The sequence below is a fragment of the Lysobacter panacisoli genome, from assembly GCF_009765165.1.
Classification (GTDB): domain Bacteria; phylum Pseudomonadota; class Gammaproteobacteria; order Xanthomonadales; family Xanthomonadaceae; genus Lysobacter_J; species Lysobacter_J panacisoli.
Genome location: NZ_VLNU01000001.1, coordinates 2,556,013 through 2,574,443, shown reverse-complemented (window position 1 = coordinate 2,574,443; position 18,431 = coordinate 2,556,013). Strand labels below are relative to the sequence as shown.

General features: G+C 69.2%; 11 protein-coding genes. 8 read left to right on the top strand and 3 right to left on the bottom strand.

Annotated features, from left to right (window positions below):
- Nucleotides 1-19: 19 nt before the first annotated feature.
- Nucleotides 20-2,662: a M1 family metallopeptidase gene (locus tag FOF45_RS12020; RefSeq protein WP_158985174.1), complete on the bottom strand. Its 2,643-nt coding sequence runs from the start codon at nucleotides 2,660-2,662 to the stop codon at nucleotides 20-22.
- Between the two features lie 258 nt (nucleotides 2,663-2,920).
- Entirely contained in the window at nucleotides 2,921-4,630 is a 1,710-nt protein-coding gene (locus tag FOF45_RS12015) for a sensor domain-containing diguanylate cyclase (RefSeq protein ID WP_158985172.1), read from the bottom strand.
- 198 nt (nucleotides 4,631-4,828) lie between these two features.
- On the opposite strand from FOF45_RS12015, the gene FOF45_RS12010 reads away from it, so the two are divergent.
- The 8 genes from FOF45_RS12010 (at nucleotide 4,829) to FOF45_RS11975 (ending at nucleotide 17,308) form a co-directional block, all read left to right on the top strand.
- Nucleotides 4,829-5,464: a hypothetical protein gene (locus FOF45_RS12010; protein ID WP_158985170.1), complete on the top strand. Its 636-nt coding sequence runs from the start codon at nucleotides 4,829-4,831 to the stop codon at nucleotides 5,462-5,464.
- A gap of 267 nt (nucleotides 5,465-5,731) precedes the next feature.
- Entirely contained in the window at nucleotides 5,732-8,152 is a 2,421-nt protein-coding gene (locus FOF45_RS12005; protein WP_158985168.1) for a DEAD/DEAH box helicase, read from the top strand.
- Complete coding sequence (locus tag FOF45_RS12000; RefSeq protein WP_158985166.1) at nucleotides 8,149-9,054, top strand: ribonuclease H-like domain-containing protein; 906 nt, start codon at nucleotides 8,149-8,151, stop codon at nucleotides 9,052-9,054. The genes FOF45_RS12005 and FOF45_RS12000 overlap by 4 nt, the downstream gene beginning before the upstream one ends.
- Nucleotides 9,055-9,217: 163 nt before the next feature.
- Nucleotides 9,218-10,273, top strand: a complete 1,056-nt coding sequence (locus tag FOF45_RS11995) for a glycosyltransferase family 4 protein (protein WP_158985164.1) — start codon at nucleotides 9,218-9,220, stop codon at nucleotides 10,271-10,273.
- A gap of 9 nt (nucleotides 10,274-10,282) precedes the next feature.
- Nucleotides 10,283-12,400 (top strand): amylo-alpha-1,6-glucosidase, encoded by a 2,118-nt coding sequence (locus tag FOF45_RS11990; protein ID WP_158985162.1) that lies wholly within the window; start codon nucleotides 10,283-10,285, stop codon nucleotides 12,398-12,400.
- 223 nt (nucleotides 12,401-12,623) lie between these two features.
- On the top strand, nucleotides 12,624-13,799 hold the full coding sequence (locus tag FOF45_RS11985) for a two-component system sensor histidine kinase NtrB (RefSeq protein ID WP_158985160.1): 1,176 nt from the start codon (nucleotides 12,624-12,626) through the stop codon (nucleotides 13,797-13,799).
- On the top strand, nucleotides 13,792-14,154 hold the full coding sequence (locus FOF45_RS11980; RefSeq protein ID WP_158985158.1) for a response regulator: 363 nt from the start codon (nucleotides 13,792-13,794) through the stop codon (nucleotides 14,152-14,154). Before FOF45_RS11985 ends, FOF45_RS11980 begins: the two co-directional genes overlap by 8 nt.
- Nucleotides 14,155-14,365: 211 nt before the next feature.
- Complete coding sequence (locus FOF45_RS11975) at nucleotides 14,366-17,308, top strand: bifunctional diguanylate cyclase/phosphodiesterase (protein ID WP_158985156.1); 2,943 nt, start codon at nucleotides 14,366-14,368, stop codon at nucleotides 17,306-17,308.
- A gap of 1 nt (nucleotide 17,309) precedes the next feature.
- On the opposite strand, the gene FOF45_RS11970 is transcribed toward FOF45_RS11975, so the two are convergent.
- The gene (locus tag FOF45_RS11970; RefSeq protein ID WP_158985154.1) at nucleotides 17,310-18,422 is read right to left on the bottom strand and encodes an efflux RND transporter periplasmic adaptor subunit; all 1,113 of its coding nucleotides are present in this window, start codon (nucleotides 18,420-18,422) and stop codon (nucleotides 17,310-17,312) included.
- Nucleotides 18,423-18,431: the final 9 nt, after the last annotated feature.

Below are 18,431 nucleotides of genomic sequence, written 5' to 3'. Positions count from 1 at the left end.
CCAGCGGATCAGCGCTGCATCAGCCGCCGTGCTTCGACAGCCATGCATCCACTGCCGGCAGGCGTTCCTTGCGCACGTTGATGCGGTACGCGATGTTGGCGATCGCGGTTTCGGCGGCGCGGCGCGAACTCTCGGCGACGTACGCCTTCGCGTAGGCATCGACCTTGCCGATCATCGCCGGATCCAGCGAACCGCCGGCCAGCCCCGGGTAATAGCGCGAGCGCGACGTCGAATCGACCTTGCCGTCGAGCTGCTCGCGGTGCGCCATCGCGAAGTCGAACGCGAGGTCCGGATGCAGGCGCGCGACCGAACGGATCATGCCGGCGCTGTTGGTGGCACCGGGTTCGTCGGTCATGGCCAGTTCCAGTGACTTCTCGGCCAGCGCCGCGTCCTGTACGGACGACAGCAGCGAGTACAGCTCGTCCTTCACCAGCGGCGTCTTCTCCGCCTGCGCTGCAGCGCGCAGCTTGTCCCACGTGGCGGCGTCGGCATGGCGCGCGACCACCGCGAGGATGGTCTTGCGCAGGCCCGCCGGCATCGCATCCGAGGCATAGCGGCGACGCGCTTCCTCGATCACGTTGCGATCGCCGAGCGCGCCGAGCGTGTCGATGAGATCTGTGCGCAGGATCTTCACCGGATCCGATTCGCCCGCCTTCTCGTCCCAGCCCACGCGCGCCAGCATCGGCGACAGCTGGGCGATGGCGAAGCGACGGAATCGAGCCTGGCGCGCGGCGTCGCCGTCGTAGTACTCGTCGAGTGCGTGCAGGCTGCCGGCGATGTCACCCCAGATCTGCGGATCGGCGTCGCGCGGCGTCGCCTTGACCAGATCGAGGTAGTCCGACGGCGACTGCAGGCCGGCGAGGCCCAGCGCCCACACGTCGTTCATGACGCCGAGCTGGTCGATCGCATCGATCTTCGCGAAACCGGTGCGCAGCTGCGCGAACTGCGCCGGCGCGTACAGCGTGCGGTAGTAGCCGCTCTGGCCTGCGTTGACCACGACCGGACCGCAGCCCGGCACTTCGAGCGTGCCGCTGCCGCCTTCCACGATCGTGCGCACGGGCTCGCCACCTGCGGACTGCGCGATCACCGGCACGCGCCAGCGCAGCGACTGCTTGTCCGGACGATCCTTGGTGAACTCGCCCTGGGTCAGGGTCAGCGTGGTCTTGCCGCCGCTGCAGGCCGAAGACGCGACGCGGATCATCGGGATGCCCGGCTGCAGGGTGAAGTCGTGCGCGATGTCCAGCATCGGCTTGCCCGACGCCGCCTGGATCTGCCGCCACAGGTCGTCCGACACCGTGTTGCCGTAAGCGTGCGCCTTCATGTAGCTGCGCACGCCGTCGCGCCATGCCTCGGCGCCGACGTAGCCTTCGAGCATGCGGATCACCGCACTGCCCTTCTGGTAGGTGATCGCGTCGAACGCCTGGCTGGCCTGCTCGACGGTTTCCACGTGCTGCACGACCGGATGCGTCGTCGCGACCGCGTCGCGGCTCATCGCCGCCTCGCGCGAACCGACCGCGCCGAGCTGCGTGTTCCATTCCGGATGCAGCTTCTGCGTGGTGCGCGACGCCATCCACGTGGCGAAGCCTTCGTTGAGCCACAGGTCGTCCCACCAGCTCATCGTCACCAGGTCGCCGAACCACTGGTGCGCGATCTCGTGCGCGGCGACGGAGAACACGCGCTGCTTGTCGGACTGGGTCGAGATGCTGGGATCGAGCAGCAGGGTGTGCTCGAAGGTGAAGATCGCGCCCCAGTTCTCCATCGCGCTGAAGAACTGGCTGCCGCCCGGCGAGGCGACGTTGTCGAGCTTGGGCAGCGGATAGGCGGTGCCGAAGTAGTCGTTGTATTCGCGGAGCACGTCGGCCGAGGAATCCAGCGCGAAGCGCGCCTGGTCGATCTTGCCGCGCTGGGTCACCACGCCCACTTCCACGCCTTCGGCCTGGGTGGTCGCGCGCTCGAAGTCGCCGACGCTGAGGAACAGCAGGTAGGTCGACATCTTCGGCGACGGTGCGAAGCGTACGCGCGTGGTGCCGTTGCCGAGATCCTGCGTCGAGGTCGCCGGCATGTTGCTCACCGCCATCTGGCCGGTCGGCACGGTGGCTTCGAGCGTGAAGGTGGCCTTGTGCGAGGGCTCGTCCCACGAAGGGATCATGCGCCGCGCGTCGGAGTTCTCGAACTGGGTGAACAGCGCGCGCTTGCGGCCATCCTGGGTGTCGTAGTCGATCGCGAACAGGCCGTTGGCCTGCGTGCCGATCTTGCCGGTGTAGTCCAGCGCGAGGCGGTAGCGGCCCGGCTGCAGCGGCTTGTCGAACGCGAACGTCGCGGTCTGCGCCTGCGCGTCCACGCTCACCTTCGGCGTCAACGCCTTGCCCTTGCCGCCATCGGGCGTCAGCCGCGCCGAGGGGAACGCCATGTCCATCGCATTGAGCGTGATGCTCGGCGTCGCTTCCAGCACGTCCAGCGTGACCGTGACCTGGCCGGCCAGCGACAGCGACGACGCCTGCGGCGTGATCGACACGTCGTAGTGGACGGGCCGCACGTTGCGCGGCAACTGGGTGGTGGTCTCGTGGCTCATCGGTGCGGCGCCGTCGGCGGCGGCCGCAACGGCAGTAGTGCAGGCCGCGGCCAGTGCGAGCGCAACGGCGGAAACCAGGATACGACGCATCAACTTCTCCCCTCGTGATCGTTGGCCGCTAGGGCCGGTTGGACCGAAACGGCTGGTGCCGTCCCCCTGACGGCACCGTGCCAGAGCCGAAGTGTGCACGTCCTGCCGGATTTGTCGAAGGCACCCACCCTCGCCCGGTCATTGCGCCAGCAAGCGGGTCGGGGCCCTGTTCATCCGTCGGTCCAACGGCCCGGCCTTCGCGTCGTGCACGCACCGGAAGCGATCGCAGGCGCGGGCAGGCAACGCCCGGATCGCGCTTCAGATCGCCCCGATCGCCGAAGCCCCGGCCGCCACGGCCACCCGGTCGCGTCCCTCATGCTTGGCGCGATACAGGGCGCGATCGCCCGCGCGCATGAGTTCCAGGCCGACGTCGCCGTGGTCGGGCATCAGCGCCACGCCGATCGACACGGTGATGCGCAGCAGCGCACCGCCGGCGTCGCCGATGCGCAGCAGCGCCGCACCCGCGCGGATGTCCTCGGCGCGTTCCAGTGCGGTCGCGAGGTCGGTCTCGGGCAGGATCAGGGTGAATTCCTCGCCGCCGTAACGGCACGCGATGTCCTCCGGCCGGCACATCTCGCGCACCATCCGCGCGAACGCCGCCAGCGCCGCGTCGCCCTGCGCGTGGCCGTGGCGATCGTTGAACGCCTTGAAGTGGTCGACGTCCATCATCAGCACCGCCAACGGCTGCTGGCGACGCTGGCAGCGGGCGATCTCGCGCGCCAGCGATTCCTCCAGATAGCGGCGGTTGAACAGCCCGGTGAGCGCGTCGCGCACCGCCTGGTGGCGCAGGCTCTCGCGCAGGCGCACGTTGGCCAGCGCCAGCGACAGCTGTTCGCACAGGCGCACCGCCAGCGATTCGTCGGCGATGTGGCCGCGGCCTTCACCCTGCAGCGACAGCCAGCCGACGACTTCGCCATGCGCGCTCAGCGGAATGCACACGCCATGCACCGCCTCCGCGCCGGCAGGACGACCGATGTGCGGACAACGCATGCCCTGGCGAAGGTCGTCGATGACGTAGGGCGCGTGCCGGCGCACCGACCAGCAGGCGTGCGGCTCGGGTGAGGGATCGTTCGGCGCGACTGGCGAACCCCAGTGCGCGATCAGCTCGGCGTGGTCGCGCGAAGCGCGGATCACGTACAGCATGCCCGCGAGACCGGGAAACAGCCGACGGAACGTGGTCGAGGTGATCTCGTACAGCTCCTGCGCGTCGGACGCGCCCTGCAGCATGCTCGAGTAATGGCTGAGCGCGCCCATGCTGTCGGACAGGCGCGCCAGCTGGGCGACGGTGGCGTTGAGTTCGGCGTTCGACGCCGACGCTGCGGCCTCGGCCTGCTGGCGCACGCGGTTCTCGCGGGCGAGGCGGCGATGCGCCTGGCCGATCAGCAGCAGGCTCAGCGGAATGCCGATGCCCGTGGCCAGCAGCACCAGCCATGCGGAACGCTCGGCGCGTTGCGAGCGCAGCGCCAGCAGCACGCGTTCGGCCTGGCGCAGTTGATCCAGTCGCCGTGCCACATCGACATCGCCGGCTCGGATCGCGGAGACCCTCGCGGCGGACGCATTGATCGTCGCGGCCTGCCCCGGCCGGAAGGTGCGGATCGCATCGGCGCTCAACGCCAGGCGCCGGTCGAGCGCCTCCAGCAACTTCTGGCTGCGCGTGCGCTGCGGCGCGTTGTCCGCGACCAGGTCGAGCAGCAGCGCTGCCTCGCGGTGGAGCTCGCCGCTCACGCGCCAGAAACGGTCGCGCGCTTCGCCACGGCCAGCCAGCAGGTAACCGCGCGATTCGGCCACGGCCTCGTGCTTGAGGGTTTCGATCCGGTCGAGATGTCGCAGCACCTCGTGGGTGCGCGTGACCAGCCGGTAATCGGCGCCGAGCTGGATCGCATTGGCGACGACATAGATGCCCAGCGCGACCAGGATCACGGTCGCGGACAGGAACCCGCGGAGGGGCGAGATTTTGCTTAACGGCATGACGGGTTAACCCTCCCCCGGCGAATCTATCGCAAGGGCGGCCTCCATGCCGTGGACGGGAATCGCGGAACGCGCCGTGAGGCCCTGCGTTCCGCGACGGAATACGCAGTTTATCGGCCGCGCGACGCCGGGCTTGAGTCGCGTGCATCGCGTCGCGCCAACGCCGATGATGCCGGCTGGCCTCGCCGGAACGCCTGCATGATCGCCATCGACGTCCTGCTCGAACTCGACGCGGCCACGCAGGAGCGCGCACGCCGCGTCAACGCCGCACTGCGCGCCGACCATCCGGCCGGCTTCGCCTTCGACGCCACCCATCTTCCGCACGCGACGCTGGTGCAGCGCTACATCGGCGCGCGCGACCTCGACCCTGTGTGCGATGCACTCGCCGCCGTGCTGGCCGGTCGCGATGTCGCGGGCATGCGCCTGGAAGTGACGCGCGTGAACGTACGCATCGAGGACGGCAGCGGCAGCGCGTCATGGCTGATCCGTCCGCAGCCCGCACTGCAGGCGCTGGCCGACGACTGCCTGGCCGCCGTGCAGGCGTTCGCGCGAAGCGGTGGCACCGCTGCGGCGTTCGCGCCCGAAGACGATGGCGCACCGATCCGTCCGTCCACGGTGCGCTATGTCGAATGCTTCGCACCCGAGCACAGCGGCGCGAACTACGTACCCCACATCACGCTGGGCCGGGGCAGCGCGACGCACCTGCAGGCGCTGGAAGCGGAGGCGTTCGAGCCGTTCGTGTTCTCGCCATCGGCGCTGGCGATCCATCGACTGGGGAATCACGGCACGGCGCGGATGCGGTTGTGGTCGTGGCGCGGGACTGCGATGGGCTGAGACGTCGCTTCCTGCCGTCGCTCCCGCGAAGGGGACGCGCACTTCCTTCTCCCCTTGAGGGAGAAGGTGCCCGAAGGGCGGAAGAGGGGTGCGCGCGAAGCGCGCTGCGCCACAAGCCGGCGCCCCACCCCTCTCCCTGGCGCTTCGCGCCTGTCCCTCTCCCGCGAGGGGAGAGGGAGCAACTTCGCAGGCGAGGAGCGACCTCCCCGTCTCACCCACTGAGACGCACTCCGCCTACAAAGCCCTGCCTTTCGCGGAGCGATCCCCATGCAGCCACCGGCGCGCAGCCCAGCCCAGGACAGCGTCTTTCCCGAGGTCGCGCGTCCAGCGCCCCGCGCCGACGGCCGCGCACTCGCACAGCGGCTGGAAAACAAGTACGTCTCGCGCGTCACCGGTGTACACACGATTCCCGGGCGACCCGAGCGCAGCGTGCCCATGCCCGAGGCGGTGCCCGAGGGCATCGTCGCCGCATTGAAGGCGCGCGGCATCGATCGCCTCTACTCGCACCAGGGCGAGGCGTGGGACGCCGTCACGCGCGGCGAGGACGTGGTGATCGCCACGGCGACCGCGTCCGGCAAGAGCCTGTGCTACCTGCTGCCCGTGCTCGCCGCCGCGGCGACGCAGCGCTCCAAGGCGCTGTTCCTGTTTCCGACCAAGGCACTCGCGCAGGACCAGGTGGCGGAGCTGCTGGAACTCAACGCCGCCGGCAACCTCGGCGTGCGCACTTTCACCTTCGACGGCGACACGCCGGGCGATGCGCGCCAGGCGATCCGCCTGCACGGCGACATCGTGGTGAGCAATCCCGACATGCTCCACCAAGGCATCCTGCCGCACCACACCAAGTGGGCGCAGTTCTTCGAGAACCTGCGCTACGTGGTGATCGACGAAGTGCACAGCTACCGCGGCGTGTTCGGCTCGCACGTGGCCAACGTGATCCGCCGCCTGCAGCGCATCTGTGCGTTCTACGGCTCGAATCCGCAGTTCATCCTGTGCTCGGCCACCATCGGCAATCCGAAGGCGCACGCCGAGGCGTTGACCGGACGCGACGTCACTGCGATCACCGAATCCGGCGCGCCCAGCGGCGACAAGTACGTGCTGCTGTGGAATCCACCGGTGGTCAATCCCGACCTCGGCCTGCGCGCATCGGCGCGTTCGCAGAGCAACCTGATCGCGCGGCTGGCGATCAAGTCGGGCCTGAAGACGCTGGTGTTCGCGCAGTCGCGGCTGATGGTCGAAGTGCTGACCAAGTACCTCAAGGACGTGTTCGACCACGATCCACGCAAGCCGGCGCGCATCCGCAGCTATCGCGGCGGTTACCTGCCCACCGAGCGCCGCGAGACCGAACGCGCGATGCGCGCCGGCCAGATCGACGGCATCGTCTCGACGTCCGCGCTCGAGCTGGGCGTGGACATCGGCGCGCTCGATGCGGTGGTGCTCAACGGCTACCCCGGTTCCATCGCCGCGACGTGGCAGCGCTTCGGACGTGCGGGCCGCCGTCGCCAGGCCTCACTCGGCGTGCTCGTCGCCAGCTCCGATCCGCTCGACCAGTACGTCATCCGCCATCCGGAATTCTTCGCCAGCGCGTCGCCGGAGCACGCGCGCATCCACGCTGACCAGCCGGTGATCCTGCTCGACCACATCCGCTGCGCCGCGTTCGAGCTGCCGTTCCAGGCGCGTGAGCTGTTCGGCGACGTCGATCCGTCGGTGTACCTGCAACTGCTCGCCGAGGACGGCGTGGTGCACGGCGAACAGGACCGCTGGGAATGGATCGCCGACAGCTATCCCGCCAACGCGGTGAGCCTGCGCTCGGTCGCCGACGGCAACTTCGTCGTGGTGGACCGCAGCGAAGGTCGGCAGACGATCATCGCCGAGGTCGATTTCTCGTCCGCGCCACTGACGCTGTACGAAGGCGCCATCTACATGGTGCAGGCCACGCCTTACCAGGTCGAGCGACTCGACTGGGACGGCCGCAAGGCATTCGTGACGCGCACCCATGTCGATTACTACACGGACGCGATCGACTACACAAAGTTGAAGGTGCTCGAACGCTTCGATGGATCGCCCGCGGGCAGCGGCACCTGCCATCACGGCGAGGTGCACGTGGTGCGCCGCGTCGCCGGCTACAAGAAGATCCGCTACTACACCCACGAGAACATCGGCTACGGCCCGGTCACCCTGCCCGACCAGGAACTGCACACCACCAGCGTGTGGTGGCAGCTGCCGCAGTCCGTGCTGGAGTCGACGTTCGCCTCGCGCCAGGAAGCGCTGGACGGTTTCCTCGGCGCGGGCTACGCGCTGCACGTGGTGGCGAAGCTGGCGGTGATGGCGGAAGGCGTCGACCTGCAGAAGGCGGTCGGCGATGGCAACGGCGCATGGTTCGCCAGCGCCGACGGACGCGGACGCGGGCAGCTGCGCGGCGGCGACGGCATGCCGTCGATCGATGAGGGCGAGCGCTTCGTGCCGACCGTCTACCTGTACGACAACTACCCGGGCGGCGTCGGCCTGAGCGAACCGCTGTGGTTCCGCCAGCGCGAACTCGTGCAGCGCGCGACCGAACTGGTCGAACGCTGCGACTGCAAGGCGGGTTGCCCGGCCTGCGTCGGTCCCGTGCTTGCCGCGGACGAGGACGCTTCGGCCGCACCACGCGCGCTCGCCCTGCGCGTGCTGCACGCACTGGGCCACGCATGAGCCTGACCCTCGCGCGTTTGCAGCAGCTCAAGCGACAGGCCGGCGCGACACCGGCGTCGCAGGCCTCCGCACCGGACGCGACCACGCCCGCGCTCGACGGACTCCGGCGACTTCTGCGTCGCCGCACGCCCGATGCATCGCACTTCGCATCCGTCCTTCCGCTGGGCGCGCACGATCGCGTCGTGCCCGGTCTCGAGATCGCACCCGGACTGCGCCTGATCGAAACGCGCGTGCCGTTCGGCCCGGATGCGGCCTGGATCGACGGGCGCTTCGACCGCCGCGAAGCATTGCAGGCCGAACGTCTGGTGTTCTTCGATACCGAAACCACCGGCCTCGCCGGCGGCAGCGGCACGCGTGCCTTCATGGTCGGCGCAGCCGACTGGCACGACGGCGCGCTGCGCGTCCGCCAGCTACTCATCACGACGATGTCCGGCGAGGCCGCGATGCTCGACGCGTTCCGCCAGTGGCTGCATCCCGACAGCGTGCTCGTCAGCTACAACGGCAAGTGCTACGACGCGCCGCTGCTCGCCACGCGCTATCGCCTCAACCGGATGCGCAATCCGCTCGCCGACTTCGCCCACGTCGACCTGCTCTACCCCACGCGTCGCCGCTACCGCGGGCGTTGGGAGAACTGCCGGCTCGCGACCATCGAACGGCGCGCGCTTGGCGTGGTGCGCGAAGACGACCTGCCCGGTTCCGAGGCGCCGGCCGCGTGGCTGTCGTATCTGCGCGGCGGGAGTGCGCACAACCTGCGCCGCGTACTCGCGCATAACGATCGCGACGTGGTGACGCTCGCGCAATTGCTGTCGCACCTGTCCGCGTGCACCGCGCACGAACTCGACTGCACGGACCCGTTCGGAGTGTTCGTGGAACACGCTGCGCACGCGCTTCCCATCGCCTGACATCGCGTCGCACCTGTTCAGCCACGCGCGCGTCATCGCGCATGCACCGTCGCATCACGCGACCTTGAAGGACGCTGACATATCGTCGATTCCTTGCCATTAGCGGCGGGTCGAGCGCAGCACGCGCCCTCGGCCAGGCTGCGGCGTGCGGAACAAAAGCGGCATGAGGATCGCGCTGGTTTCACCCCTGTACGAAGCCGTGCCGCCGCGCCTGTACGGCGGGACCGAGCGCGTCGTCGCGCACCTCGCCGATGCGCTGGTGCAGGCTGGCCACCAGGTCACGCTGTTCGCGTCCGCCGAAGCGGACACGCTGGCGACGCTCGCACCGATGCGCGACCAGGCGATCCGTCTCGACCCCGCGCCGCTCAAGAGCGACATGGCCGCCCACCTGGCGATGCTCGATGAAGTGCGCCGCCGCGCGGATGATTTCGACATCCTGCATTTCCACATCGACCTGCTGCATTTCCCGTTCTTCCAGGACACGCCCTGGCGCACGCTGACCACGCTGCACGGACGTCTCGACCTGAAGGACCTGTCCGACGCGTACGCGTGCTGGCCGCAGTTCCCGCTCGCATCGATCTCCGACAGCCAGCGACGCCCGCTTCCATCGGCGAATTGGGCCGGCACCGTCTACCACGGACTGCCGACCTCGCTGTACCGCTTCAGCGCGCAACCACGCGGCTACCTCGCCTTCCTCGGCCGAATATCGCCGGAAAAGCGCCTGGACCGCGCCATCGCGATCGCCAAGCGCGTCGGCTTGCCGTTGAAGGTCGCAGCGAAGGTCGATGCCGTCGATCGCGCCTACTTCCACGATGAGATCGAACCGCTGCTCGACGATCCGCTGATCGAGTACGTCGGCGAGATCAGCGACGCGCAGAAGAGCGAGTTCCTCGGCGGCGCGCTGGCCCTGCTGTTCCCGATCGACTGGCCGGAACCGTTCGGGCTGGTGATGATCGAGGCGATGGCCTGCGGCACGCCAGTGATCGCATGGAACTGCGGCTCGGTGCCGGAAGTACTGGAGGAAGGCATCACCGGACGCATCGTCGACAGCATCGACCGCGCGGCCTATGCAGTCGACGACGTCCTGCGCCTGGACCGCGCGCGCATCCGCGCGCGCTTCGAGCAGCGCTTCTCCGCGGCGGGCATGGCGAACCGCTACGCGGAACTGTACTGGCGCGTGCTCGAACAGGGAGGCACACGCATCCGCCTCACCGCCTGAGCCCCGCTTATGGACCCGGCTGCCGCCGCGACGCTGTTCTCCAGTTACGTCCTCAAGGACGGCGACACCTTCCTCATCGCCAACGGCCACGGCGACGTGATCGGCGATAGCGACGGTCAGTTCCACAACGACACGCGCATCCTCTCGCGCTACCGCCTCACGCTGGGCGATTCGTTGCCGGCCCTGCTCAGCTCGATGGTCTCGCGCGACAACGTGTTCTTCGTCGCGCACCTGACCAACCGCACGCTGCCGCCACTCGGCGGCGACGAGACGCCGCACGGACTGGTGCACCTAAAGCGGACGCGCTTCCTGTGCTCGGACCGCATGTTCGAACGCATCGCACTGACCAACTACGGCGCCGATGAAGTCCGGTTGCGCCTGGTGTTCGATGTCGATGCGGATTTCCGCGACATGTTCGAAGTCCGCGGCAGCCATCGCGCCGCGCGCGGCCAATCGTTGCAGCCGCGCGTGCGCGAGGATGGGCTGGTGTTCGGCTATATCGGCCTCGACGGCGCGCCGTCCCGATCCTCGATCGTGTTCTCGCGGCCACCGGCGCGCCTCGACGACGGCCGGCTGTGCATGGACTTCTCGCTGCCTTCGCGCGCGCGCCAGGAACTGCACCTGGAAGTCGGCGCCGGCGACGATCCGCCGGCGGCCACGCGTGCGCGCTACCGCGCCGCGGCCAGCGTCGCGCGCACGCGCATGCGCAAGCGCCAGCGCCGCCTGCCGAAGGTGAACAGCGAAGCGCCGCTGTTCAACGCCTGGATGGAGCGTTCCCGCGCGGACCTCGCGCTGCTGACCAGCGAGCTCGACACCGGTCCGTACCCGTACGCGGGCATTCCGTGGTTCTCCACCCCGTTCGGCCGCGATGCGGTGATCACCGCGCTGCAGACCTTGTGGCTGGATCCGCAACTCGCGCGCGGCGTGCTGTCGTTCCTGGCGAAGAACCAGGCCAAGGAGGAGTCGTCGTTCATGGACGCTTCGCCGGGCAAGATCATGCACGAGACGCGCAAGGGTGAGATGGCGCGGCTGCGCGAGCTCCCGTTCGGTCTGTACTACGGCGGCGTCGACACCACCCCGTTGTTCCTCGTGCTCGCGGCCGCCTATGCGCGACGCACCGGCGACGTGGCGTTCGTGCGCGGCATCTGGACCGAGCTGAAGGCCGCGTCGGCGTGGATCGAACGCGTGTGCGACGCCAATCCGCTGGGACTGCTCGACTACGCGCGCGGCGAAACGACGGGGCTGGCGAACCAGGGCTGGAAGGACAGCTTCGATTCGGTATTCCACGCCGACGGCCGTTCGCCGCAGGGCCCGATCGCGCTGGTCGAAGTACAGGGATACGTGTACGCCGCGATGCGCGGCATGGCCAAACTCGCGCTTGCACTGGGCGAGGACGAATCGTCGCGACGCTGGGAGTCACGTGCGCAGCGCATAGGCGAATCGGTGGAGCGGCACTTCTGGATGGAGTCGGGCTTCTACGGCATCGCCGTGGACGGCGAGCAGTCGTTGTGCGAGGTGCGCGCGAGCAATCCCGGTCACCTGCTGTTCTGCGGCCTGCCGTCGGCCGAGCGCGCACGGAAGGTGTCGACGCAGCTGCTGTCGCCGGACTTCTTCAACGGCTGGGGCGTGCGCACGCTCGCCGTTGGCGAAGCGCGCTACAACCCGATGTCGTACCACAACGGCTCGGTGTGGCCGCACGACAGTGCGCTGTGCGCGGCCGGCATGTCGCGCTACGGCCAGCGCGACGCTTCGGTGCGACTGCTGCGCAGTGCATTCGAGGCGGCGGTGGCGTTCGACATGCGCCTTCCGGAGCTGTTCTGCGGATTCCCGCGCGTGCCGGGCGGCTCCCCGGTGGCGTATCCGGTCGCTTGCCTGCCGCAGGCGTGGGCCGCCGGCTCCGCGTTCATGTCGCTGCAGGCATGCCTGGGCATCCGTATCGACGGACCCGCCGCGGAGATCGTGCTCGACCATCCACGCTTGCCAGCCGGCGTGGAGGAGCTGTCGATCCGCAACATCGCGCTGGGCGAACATCGCGCGCACCTCGTACTCAAACGCCTGGGCGAACGCGTCGCCGTGTTCGTCGAAGGACGCGATGCGGGCGGTGTTGTCGCGCGAGTGTGCGGCTGAATCCACCTCGCTGCACACGCGCGCTTCACCCTGCGTGTCCATCCGCTGTGTTTAGCTCGGTACTGCATCGTGCAGGAGACCGCTCCGTGAGCGCAGTACGAACCCGCGTCTGGACGCACGCCCATGCGGGCGACGGCCGCCGCGTGGGCAGCACGGTGCACGGAACCTTAACGTCGCGCACACTAGTCTCCGCCGCTCGAAGGGGGACTACACGTTGGCAGACATGATTCCCGCGCAGGCGCCGAGGGGCGGTGCCGTCGCGACCAAAGGCCTGGACGACGAAGCCCGGCAGCTCGCGCTGCTGATCGGCGGCGTGACCGACTACGCCATCTACATGCTCGACCCGAACGGGTACATCCGCAGCTGGAACCCCGGCGGCGAGCGCATCAAGGGCTACAGCGAACGCGAGATCGTCGGCCAGCACTTCTCGCGTTTCTACACGCGCGAGGACGTCGAACGCGGCGAGCCCGCGCGCGGACTGGCGACCGCACGCGCGCAGGGCAAGTTCGAGGCCGAAGGCTGGCGCGTGCGCAAGGATGGATCGCGCTTCCGCGCCAGCGTGGTGATCGACCCGATCTGGCAGGAAGGCGAACTGATCGGCTTCGCGAAAGTCACCCGCGACGTCACCGAGCGCTACGAAGCGCAGCAGCGCCTGATCGATGCGCAGAAGGCGCTGGTGCAGTCGCAGAAGCTGGAAGCGATCGGCAAGCTCACCCTCGGGCTGGCGCACGACTTCAACAATCTGCTGACGGTGATCGTCAACAGCCTCGACCTGATCACCCTGAAGAACAGCGACGATCCGCGCGTGCAGGAGTGGACGGAGGCGGCGCAGCGCGCGGCCGACCGGGGAACGCTGCTCACGCGCCAGTTGCTGGCGTTCGCACGCGGCCAGAACCTCGCGCCGGAAGTGCACGACATCAACGATCTGCTGGCGCGCTCGGCGGAGATGTACCGGCGCGCGTGCGGTTCGGCGATCCAGTTCCGCCTGGAGCTCGCCGATGCGCTCCCACCGGTGGACGTGGACATGGCGCAGTTCGAGGCGGGCATCCTCAACCTGGTCGCCAACAGCCGCGACGCGATGCCCACCGGCGGCACGATCGTGGTGCGCAGCAGCACCGTGGAAACCGCGCCGCCATCGGCGCCGGAGACGACGCCGCGCCTGTACGTCGCGGTGGACGTGATCGACGACGGCCACGGCATGAGCATGGAGGTCGCGGATCGCGCGACCGAACCGTTCTTCACCACCAAGGACGTCGGCCGCGGCAGTGGCCTCGGCCTGAGCCAGGTGTTCGGGTTCGCCGCGCAGTCGGGCGGCTTCGCCACGCTGGACAGCGAGCCCGGCCGCGGCACCACGGTGCGTGTGTGCCTGCCAGTGATCGGAGGCCGCCCGAATGGATGAGGCGCGCCTGCTGTTCGTCGAGGACGAGGACGACCTGCGCCTGCTGGTCGGCGAGGCGCTGCGCATGCTCGGCTACCAGGTGGTGTCGGTCGCCGACGGCCCGGCCGCGATACAGGCGATGCAGGACGGCAGTTTCGACGTGGTCGTGAGCGACGTGAGCATGCCGCATGGAGTCTCCGGCATCGACCTGGCCGAACACGCGGCGCGACTGCAGCCGCAGGCGCGGGTGATCCTCGCGTCCGGCTTTGCCCGCGCGCAGCTGCCGCCGCTGCCGGCCAACGTCAACTTCCTGCCCAAGCCCTATCGCATCGCGCAACTGGCCGGCCTGCTGCGCGGCACGGCGCCCCAGTCCTGACCCTGCAAAGGCGTCCACCTCACGACTGAAGACCGCGCGGACGCGGCCGATAACGTGAAGGCCGGTACCGCGCGCCGAACGCTTTGACGCGGCGCTCACGGTGCTGTCACGGACGAGCCGACCGAATAGGACTTTCTCCATCATTCCCGAGCCGATGCCCGCGCACGAGGGTCCCCGCGAAGCTGTCGTCCGATCGCAAACGGCGGGGGCGGTGCTGTCCTTCGGCCTGGTGCTCGGCGCGGTCCTGGCGATCGCCCTGCTCTATGTCGCCTTCGCCGACCACCGCAACCGGCTGGCCGCCGCCGAGCAGCAGAACCTCGCGTTGACCGCGGGCGCCAAGCGGCTGGTGTGGCTGGAACTGCGCAACCTCGAACGTGCCATGCGCGGCATCGCCGACGATGCGCAACGGCTGTCGGAGGAAGCGCCCGAGCGCGCCGTGCGCCTGACCGCGCAGTCGATCGCCGGCGTCGCGCAACGCCAGCACGAACTGGAGAGCATCGTCCTCACCGACGCCGATGGCCGCGCACTAACGCCCGGCCGCGGCGATGCGAACCTGCGTCGCTGGCCCGACATGCGCACGCCGCAGTCGGGACAGGCGATGGTGCTGGGACCACTGGAACGGCGTGCGGGCCACTGGCTGCTGCCGCTCGCCACGCCGATGCGCGATGGACGCTGGATCCTGGCGCGCCTGCACACCGGCGAACTGCAAGGTCTGATCGACGACCTCGATACCGGCCGCACGCGCCTGATCCAGCTCACGCAGGACGACGGCCACATCCTCGCCGACAGCCGGGGCGTCGCGCACACCGGGCAGCGCGGCGCGCAGCCCACGCCGACCGCCACGCAATCGGCCAATCATCGCGTCACCGACCTCCACGATGGCGTGACGCGCATGACCACGAGCGGCACCGCGCCGGACTATCCCATCGTCGTGAGCGTCGGCAGCTCGCGCGCGGCGGTGCTCGCGCCGTGGTGGCGACTGGTCATCGCGGGCCTGGGGCTGTACGCGCTATTCGGCATCGGCCTTGCCTACCTCGTGCGCGTCCTGCATCGCAATGCGCATCACAATGCCGCGCTGGTGGCGCGATTGACCGAAACCGCGGACGGCCTTCGCCGCGCACAGGAACTCGGACGCACCGGCTCCTGGACCGCCAACCGCAGCGGCACGATCCACTGGTCGGATCGCGTCTCCGACCTGCTCGGACTCGACCGAGTGGACGTCGCGGGCACGGTCGAGGAGTTCTACGCGCTCGTGCATCCGGACGACCGCGAACGCGTGATGGCGCAGTTCGCCGAGGCGTGGCGCAGCGGCGAGCCGTATTCGATCGACCATCGACTCGTCAGCCCGGACGGCAGGATGCGCTGGATCACGACGCGCGGGGCGGCGATCTCCGGCCCGGAAGGCACGGCGGAGATGGCCGGCACCGTGCTCGACATCACCGACCGCATGGATGCCCAGCAACGGCTGGAAGCGACCGAGCTGCGCTATCGACTGCTGTTCGAACGCAACCCGTTGCCGTTCTGGGTCTTCGACGTCGCGACGCTGCGTTTCGTCGAAGTGAACGAGGCGGCGTGCGCGCAGTACGGCTACACGCGCGAGGAGTTCCTCGCGATGACCATCCTCGACATCCGCCCGCCGGAACACCGCGATTCGGTGCTGGAGGATCTCGTCGGGCACGAACTGGGCCAGCAGGAACAGATTCGCGTGTGGATCCACCGGCGCAAGGACGGGCGCCTGCTGGAAGTGCGCGTGCATGCGATCAGCATCGACCTGCAGGGTCGCGAGTGCCGGCTCGTGTTGGCCGAGAACGTCACCGAGCGCATGGGCCAGCAGCGCGAACTGGCCTATCGTGCCAGCCACGACATGACCAGCGGCCTGCCCAACGCGGATGCGCTCGCGCAGCGCGTCGACGCGATGCCACCGGGCGACTGCCGCGTCGCCTGCATCCAGTTGCGCGGGCTGGAACTGATCGAAGACAGTCTTGGCCGCGAAGCCGGGCACGAGACGCTGCGCGCGATGGCGACGCGGATCGCGCGCCTCGGCGAGCGTTACGGTGCCTCTGGTCACGTTCGCGCCGACGAGTTCGCTTTGGTCGTATGTCCCGCCGGCGAATGGGACAGTGCGCTGGATCTTCTGCAGCAGGAGCTGGCGCGACCGATCCCCGGCGAAGACACGCTGCATCGTCTGGAATCGTGGATCGGCGTGTGCGATCTGCGCGCGGGCGAAAACGGCAGCGCGCAGGCCATCGCCAACGCTGGCCTCGCGGCGCATGTCGCACGCACCGAGCGTCGCGCGGTGGTGGTGTTCGAACCCGGAATGGCACGGCATGCGAGCGACCGCCTGCTGCTGGCCGGCCGCGTGCACCGTGCGATCGACATGGAAGAGTTCGAACTGCACTACCAGATCGTGTGGGACGTCGCGAAGGGCGCCGCGGTCGGGCTGGAAACGCTGATCCGCTGGCCACAGCACGACGGCGGTTTCGTGCCGCCGTCGGAGTTCATCGGCCTGTGCGAGGACACCGGGCTGATCGTGCCGCTGGGTCGCTGGACCCTGCGCGAAGCGGCGGCCGCGCAACGCACGCTGGCCGATTCCGGGCTCGGCCATCTCTCGGTCGCGGTCAACGTCTCGCTGATGCAGTTCCTAGACGGCGACGTCGCGCACGACATCGAACACGTGTTGCAGGAGTTCGGGCTGCAACGCGGTGCGCTGCACATCGAACTCACCGAAAGCGTGTTGATGACACGGCCCGAACAGGCGCTGGAAACGCTGCGCACGCTGCAGCGCCAGGGCGTGTGCATCTCGCTGGACGATTTCGGCACCGGCTACTCGAGCATGTCGTACCTCAAGCAGTTGCCGCTGGACGCGATCAAGATCGACCGTTCGTTCGTGCGCGACGTGCACCGCGACGAGCGCAATGCGTCGATCTGCGAGGCGCTGCTCGCGCTGGGCCACGGCCTGGGCCTGAAGGTGATCGGTGAAGGCGTGGAGACGCAGGAGCAGTTCGAATGGCTGCGCCGCCATCGCTGCGACCAGGTGCAGGGCTACGGCATCCACCGGCCCGCGCCGCTGGCCGAGACCATCGCGCATCTGCGCGACACGGACGCGTGGATCGACGGGCCCTGGCGCGCCCCGGAAGCCGCCGAGCGCCGCTGACTCAGCGTCGCGACAAAGATGCGGTCGCCGTCGCCAGGTCCTGCCTGATCTCCACCGACTGGCCCGGTTCGATGCGCTCGCCGCCTCGAACGATCAGACGATCGCCCGGCTTCACCGCGCCTTGCACCTCGACCATGCCTTCGACTTCGGTGCCCGTCTTCACGGGCAGGCGCTCGGCCTTGTTGTCGGCCGCCACGCGCAGCACGAAATCGCCCTCGCGACGCAGGATCACCGCATCGCGCGGGACCGCGACCACGGCGCGCTTGCGTGCGCTCGGCATGCCGACGTCGACCGCGCTGCCCACGGGCAGCTCGCTGGCGTCCATCGCGATGCGCAGTTCGAGCTGGCGCGAGGCTTCGTCGCCGACCGGGACTAGTGCGCTGACGGGATGTGTTCGTTCCGACTTGCCCACGCGCACCACCACGGACATGCCGACGGCGAGGTGTTCGGCCAGATCGACCGGCGCGCGCACGCGCACTTCCTGCGAGGCCGTATCGACCAGCCGCGCGACCGCATCGCCGGTGGTGACGTACTCGCCCAACTGCACCGAACGCTCCGCGACGACACCGTCGAACGGCGCGCGCACCACCATCTGCGTGCGCTGGTGGCGCGTCTGCGCGAGCAGCGCCTGCGCGCGGGCGCGTTCCTGCACCAGCATGTCGCGATCGGCCTGCAGCTGCTCGTGCTGCGCGCGCGCGATGTTCTGCTGCGCGGCGAGTTGCGCGTAGCGCTGCTCCTGGCGCGTCGCCATGTCGAGCTGCGCCTGGATGCGCGCGAGGTCCGCCTGCCCTTCCTGCTCACGCAGCTTCAGCGCGGTGTCGTCGAGCACGGCGAGCGCTTCGCCTGCACGCACGCGCTGGCCCACTTCGGCCACGCGCACGATGCGGCCGTCCTGCTCGCTCGCCACGCGCGCGTCCTGGCGGCTGATCACGCTGCCGGGTGCCCAGTGGCGCGGTGCCAGTTCGGTGGTCACCGCGGGCGCGACGCCTACCACCGCGGGGGGCGCTTCGGGCTTCGCGTCCGGCGCGCTGGCATCGACGTCCCAATGGAACAACGGAACGATCAGCACGGCAGCGAGGCCGGCGGCGATCAGACTCTTGTGCAGGGTGCGCATGACGTTTCT

Coding starts and splice junctions, on each gene's coding strand:
- FOF45_RS12020 (WP_158985174.1), bottom strand. CDS start 2,662: ATGCGTCGTATCCTGGTTTCCGCCGTTGCGCTCGCACTGGCCGCGGCC.
- FOF45_RS12015 (WP_158985172.1), bottom strand. CDS start 4,630: ATGCCGTTAAGCAAAATCTCGCCCCTCCGCGGGTTCCTGTCCGCGACC.
- FOF45_RS12010 (WP_158985170.1), top strand. CDS start 4,829: ATGATCGCCATCGACGTCCTGCTCGAACTCGACGCGGCCACGCAGGAG.
- FOF45_RS12005 (WP_158985168.1), top strand. CDS start 5,732: ATGCAGCCACCGGCGCGCAGCCCAGCCCAGGACAGCGTCTTTCCCGAG.
- FOF45_RS12000 (WP_158985166.1), top strand. CDS start 8,149: ATGAGCCTGACCCTCGCGCGTTTGCAGCAGCTCAAGCGACAGGCCGGC.
- FOF45_RS11995 (WP_158985164.1), top strand. CDS start 9,218: ATGAGGATCGCGCTGGTTTCACCCCTGTACGAAGCCGTGCCGCCGCGC.
- FOF45_RS11990 (WP_158985162.1), top strand. CDS start 10,283: ATGGACCCGGCTGCCGCCGCGACGCTGTTCTCCAGTTACGTCCTCAAG.
- FOF45_RS11985 (WP_158985160.1), top strand. CDS start 12,624: ATGATTCCCGCGCAGGCGCCGAGGGGCGGTGCCGTCGCGACCAAAGGC.
- FOF45_RS11980 (WP_158985158.1), top strand. CDS start 13,792: ATGGATGAGGCGCGCCTGCTGTTCGTCGAGGACGAGGACGACCTGCGC.
- FOF45_RS11970 (WP_158985154.1), bottom strand. CDS start 18,422: ATGCGCACCCTGCACAAGAGTCTGATCGCCGCCGGCCTCGCTGCCGTG.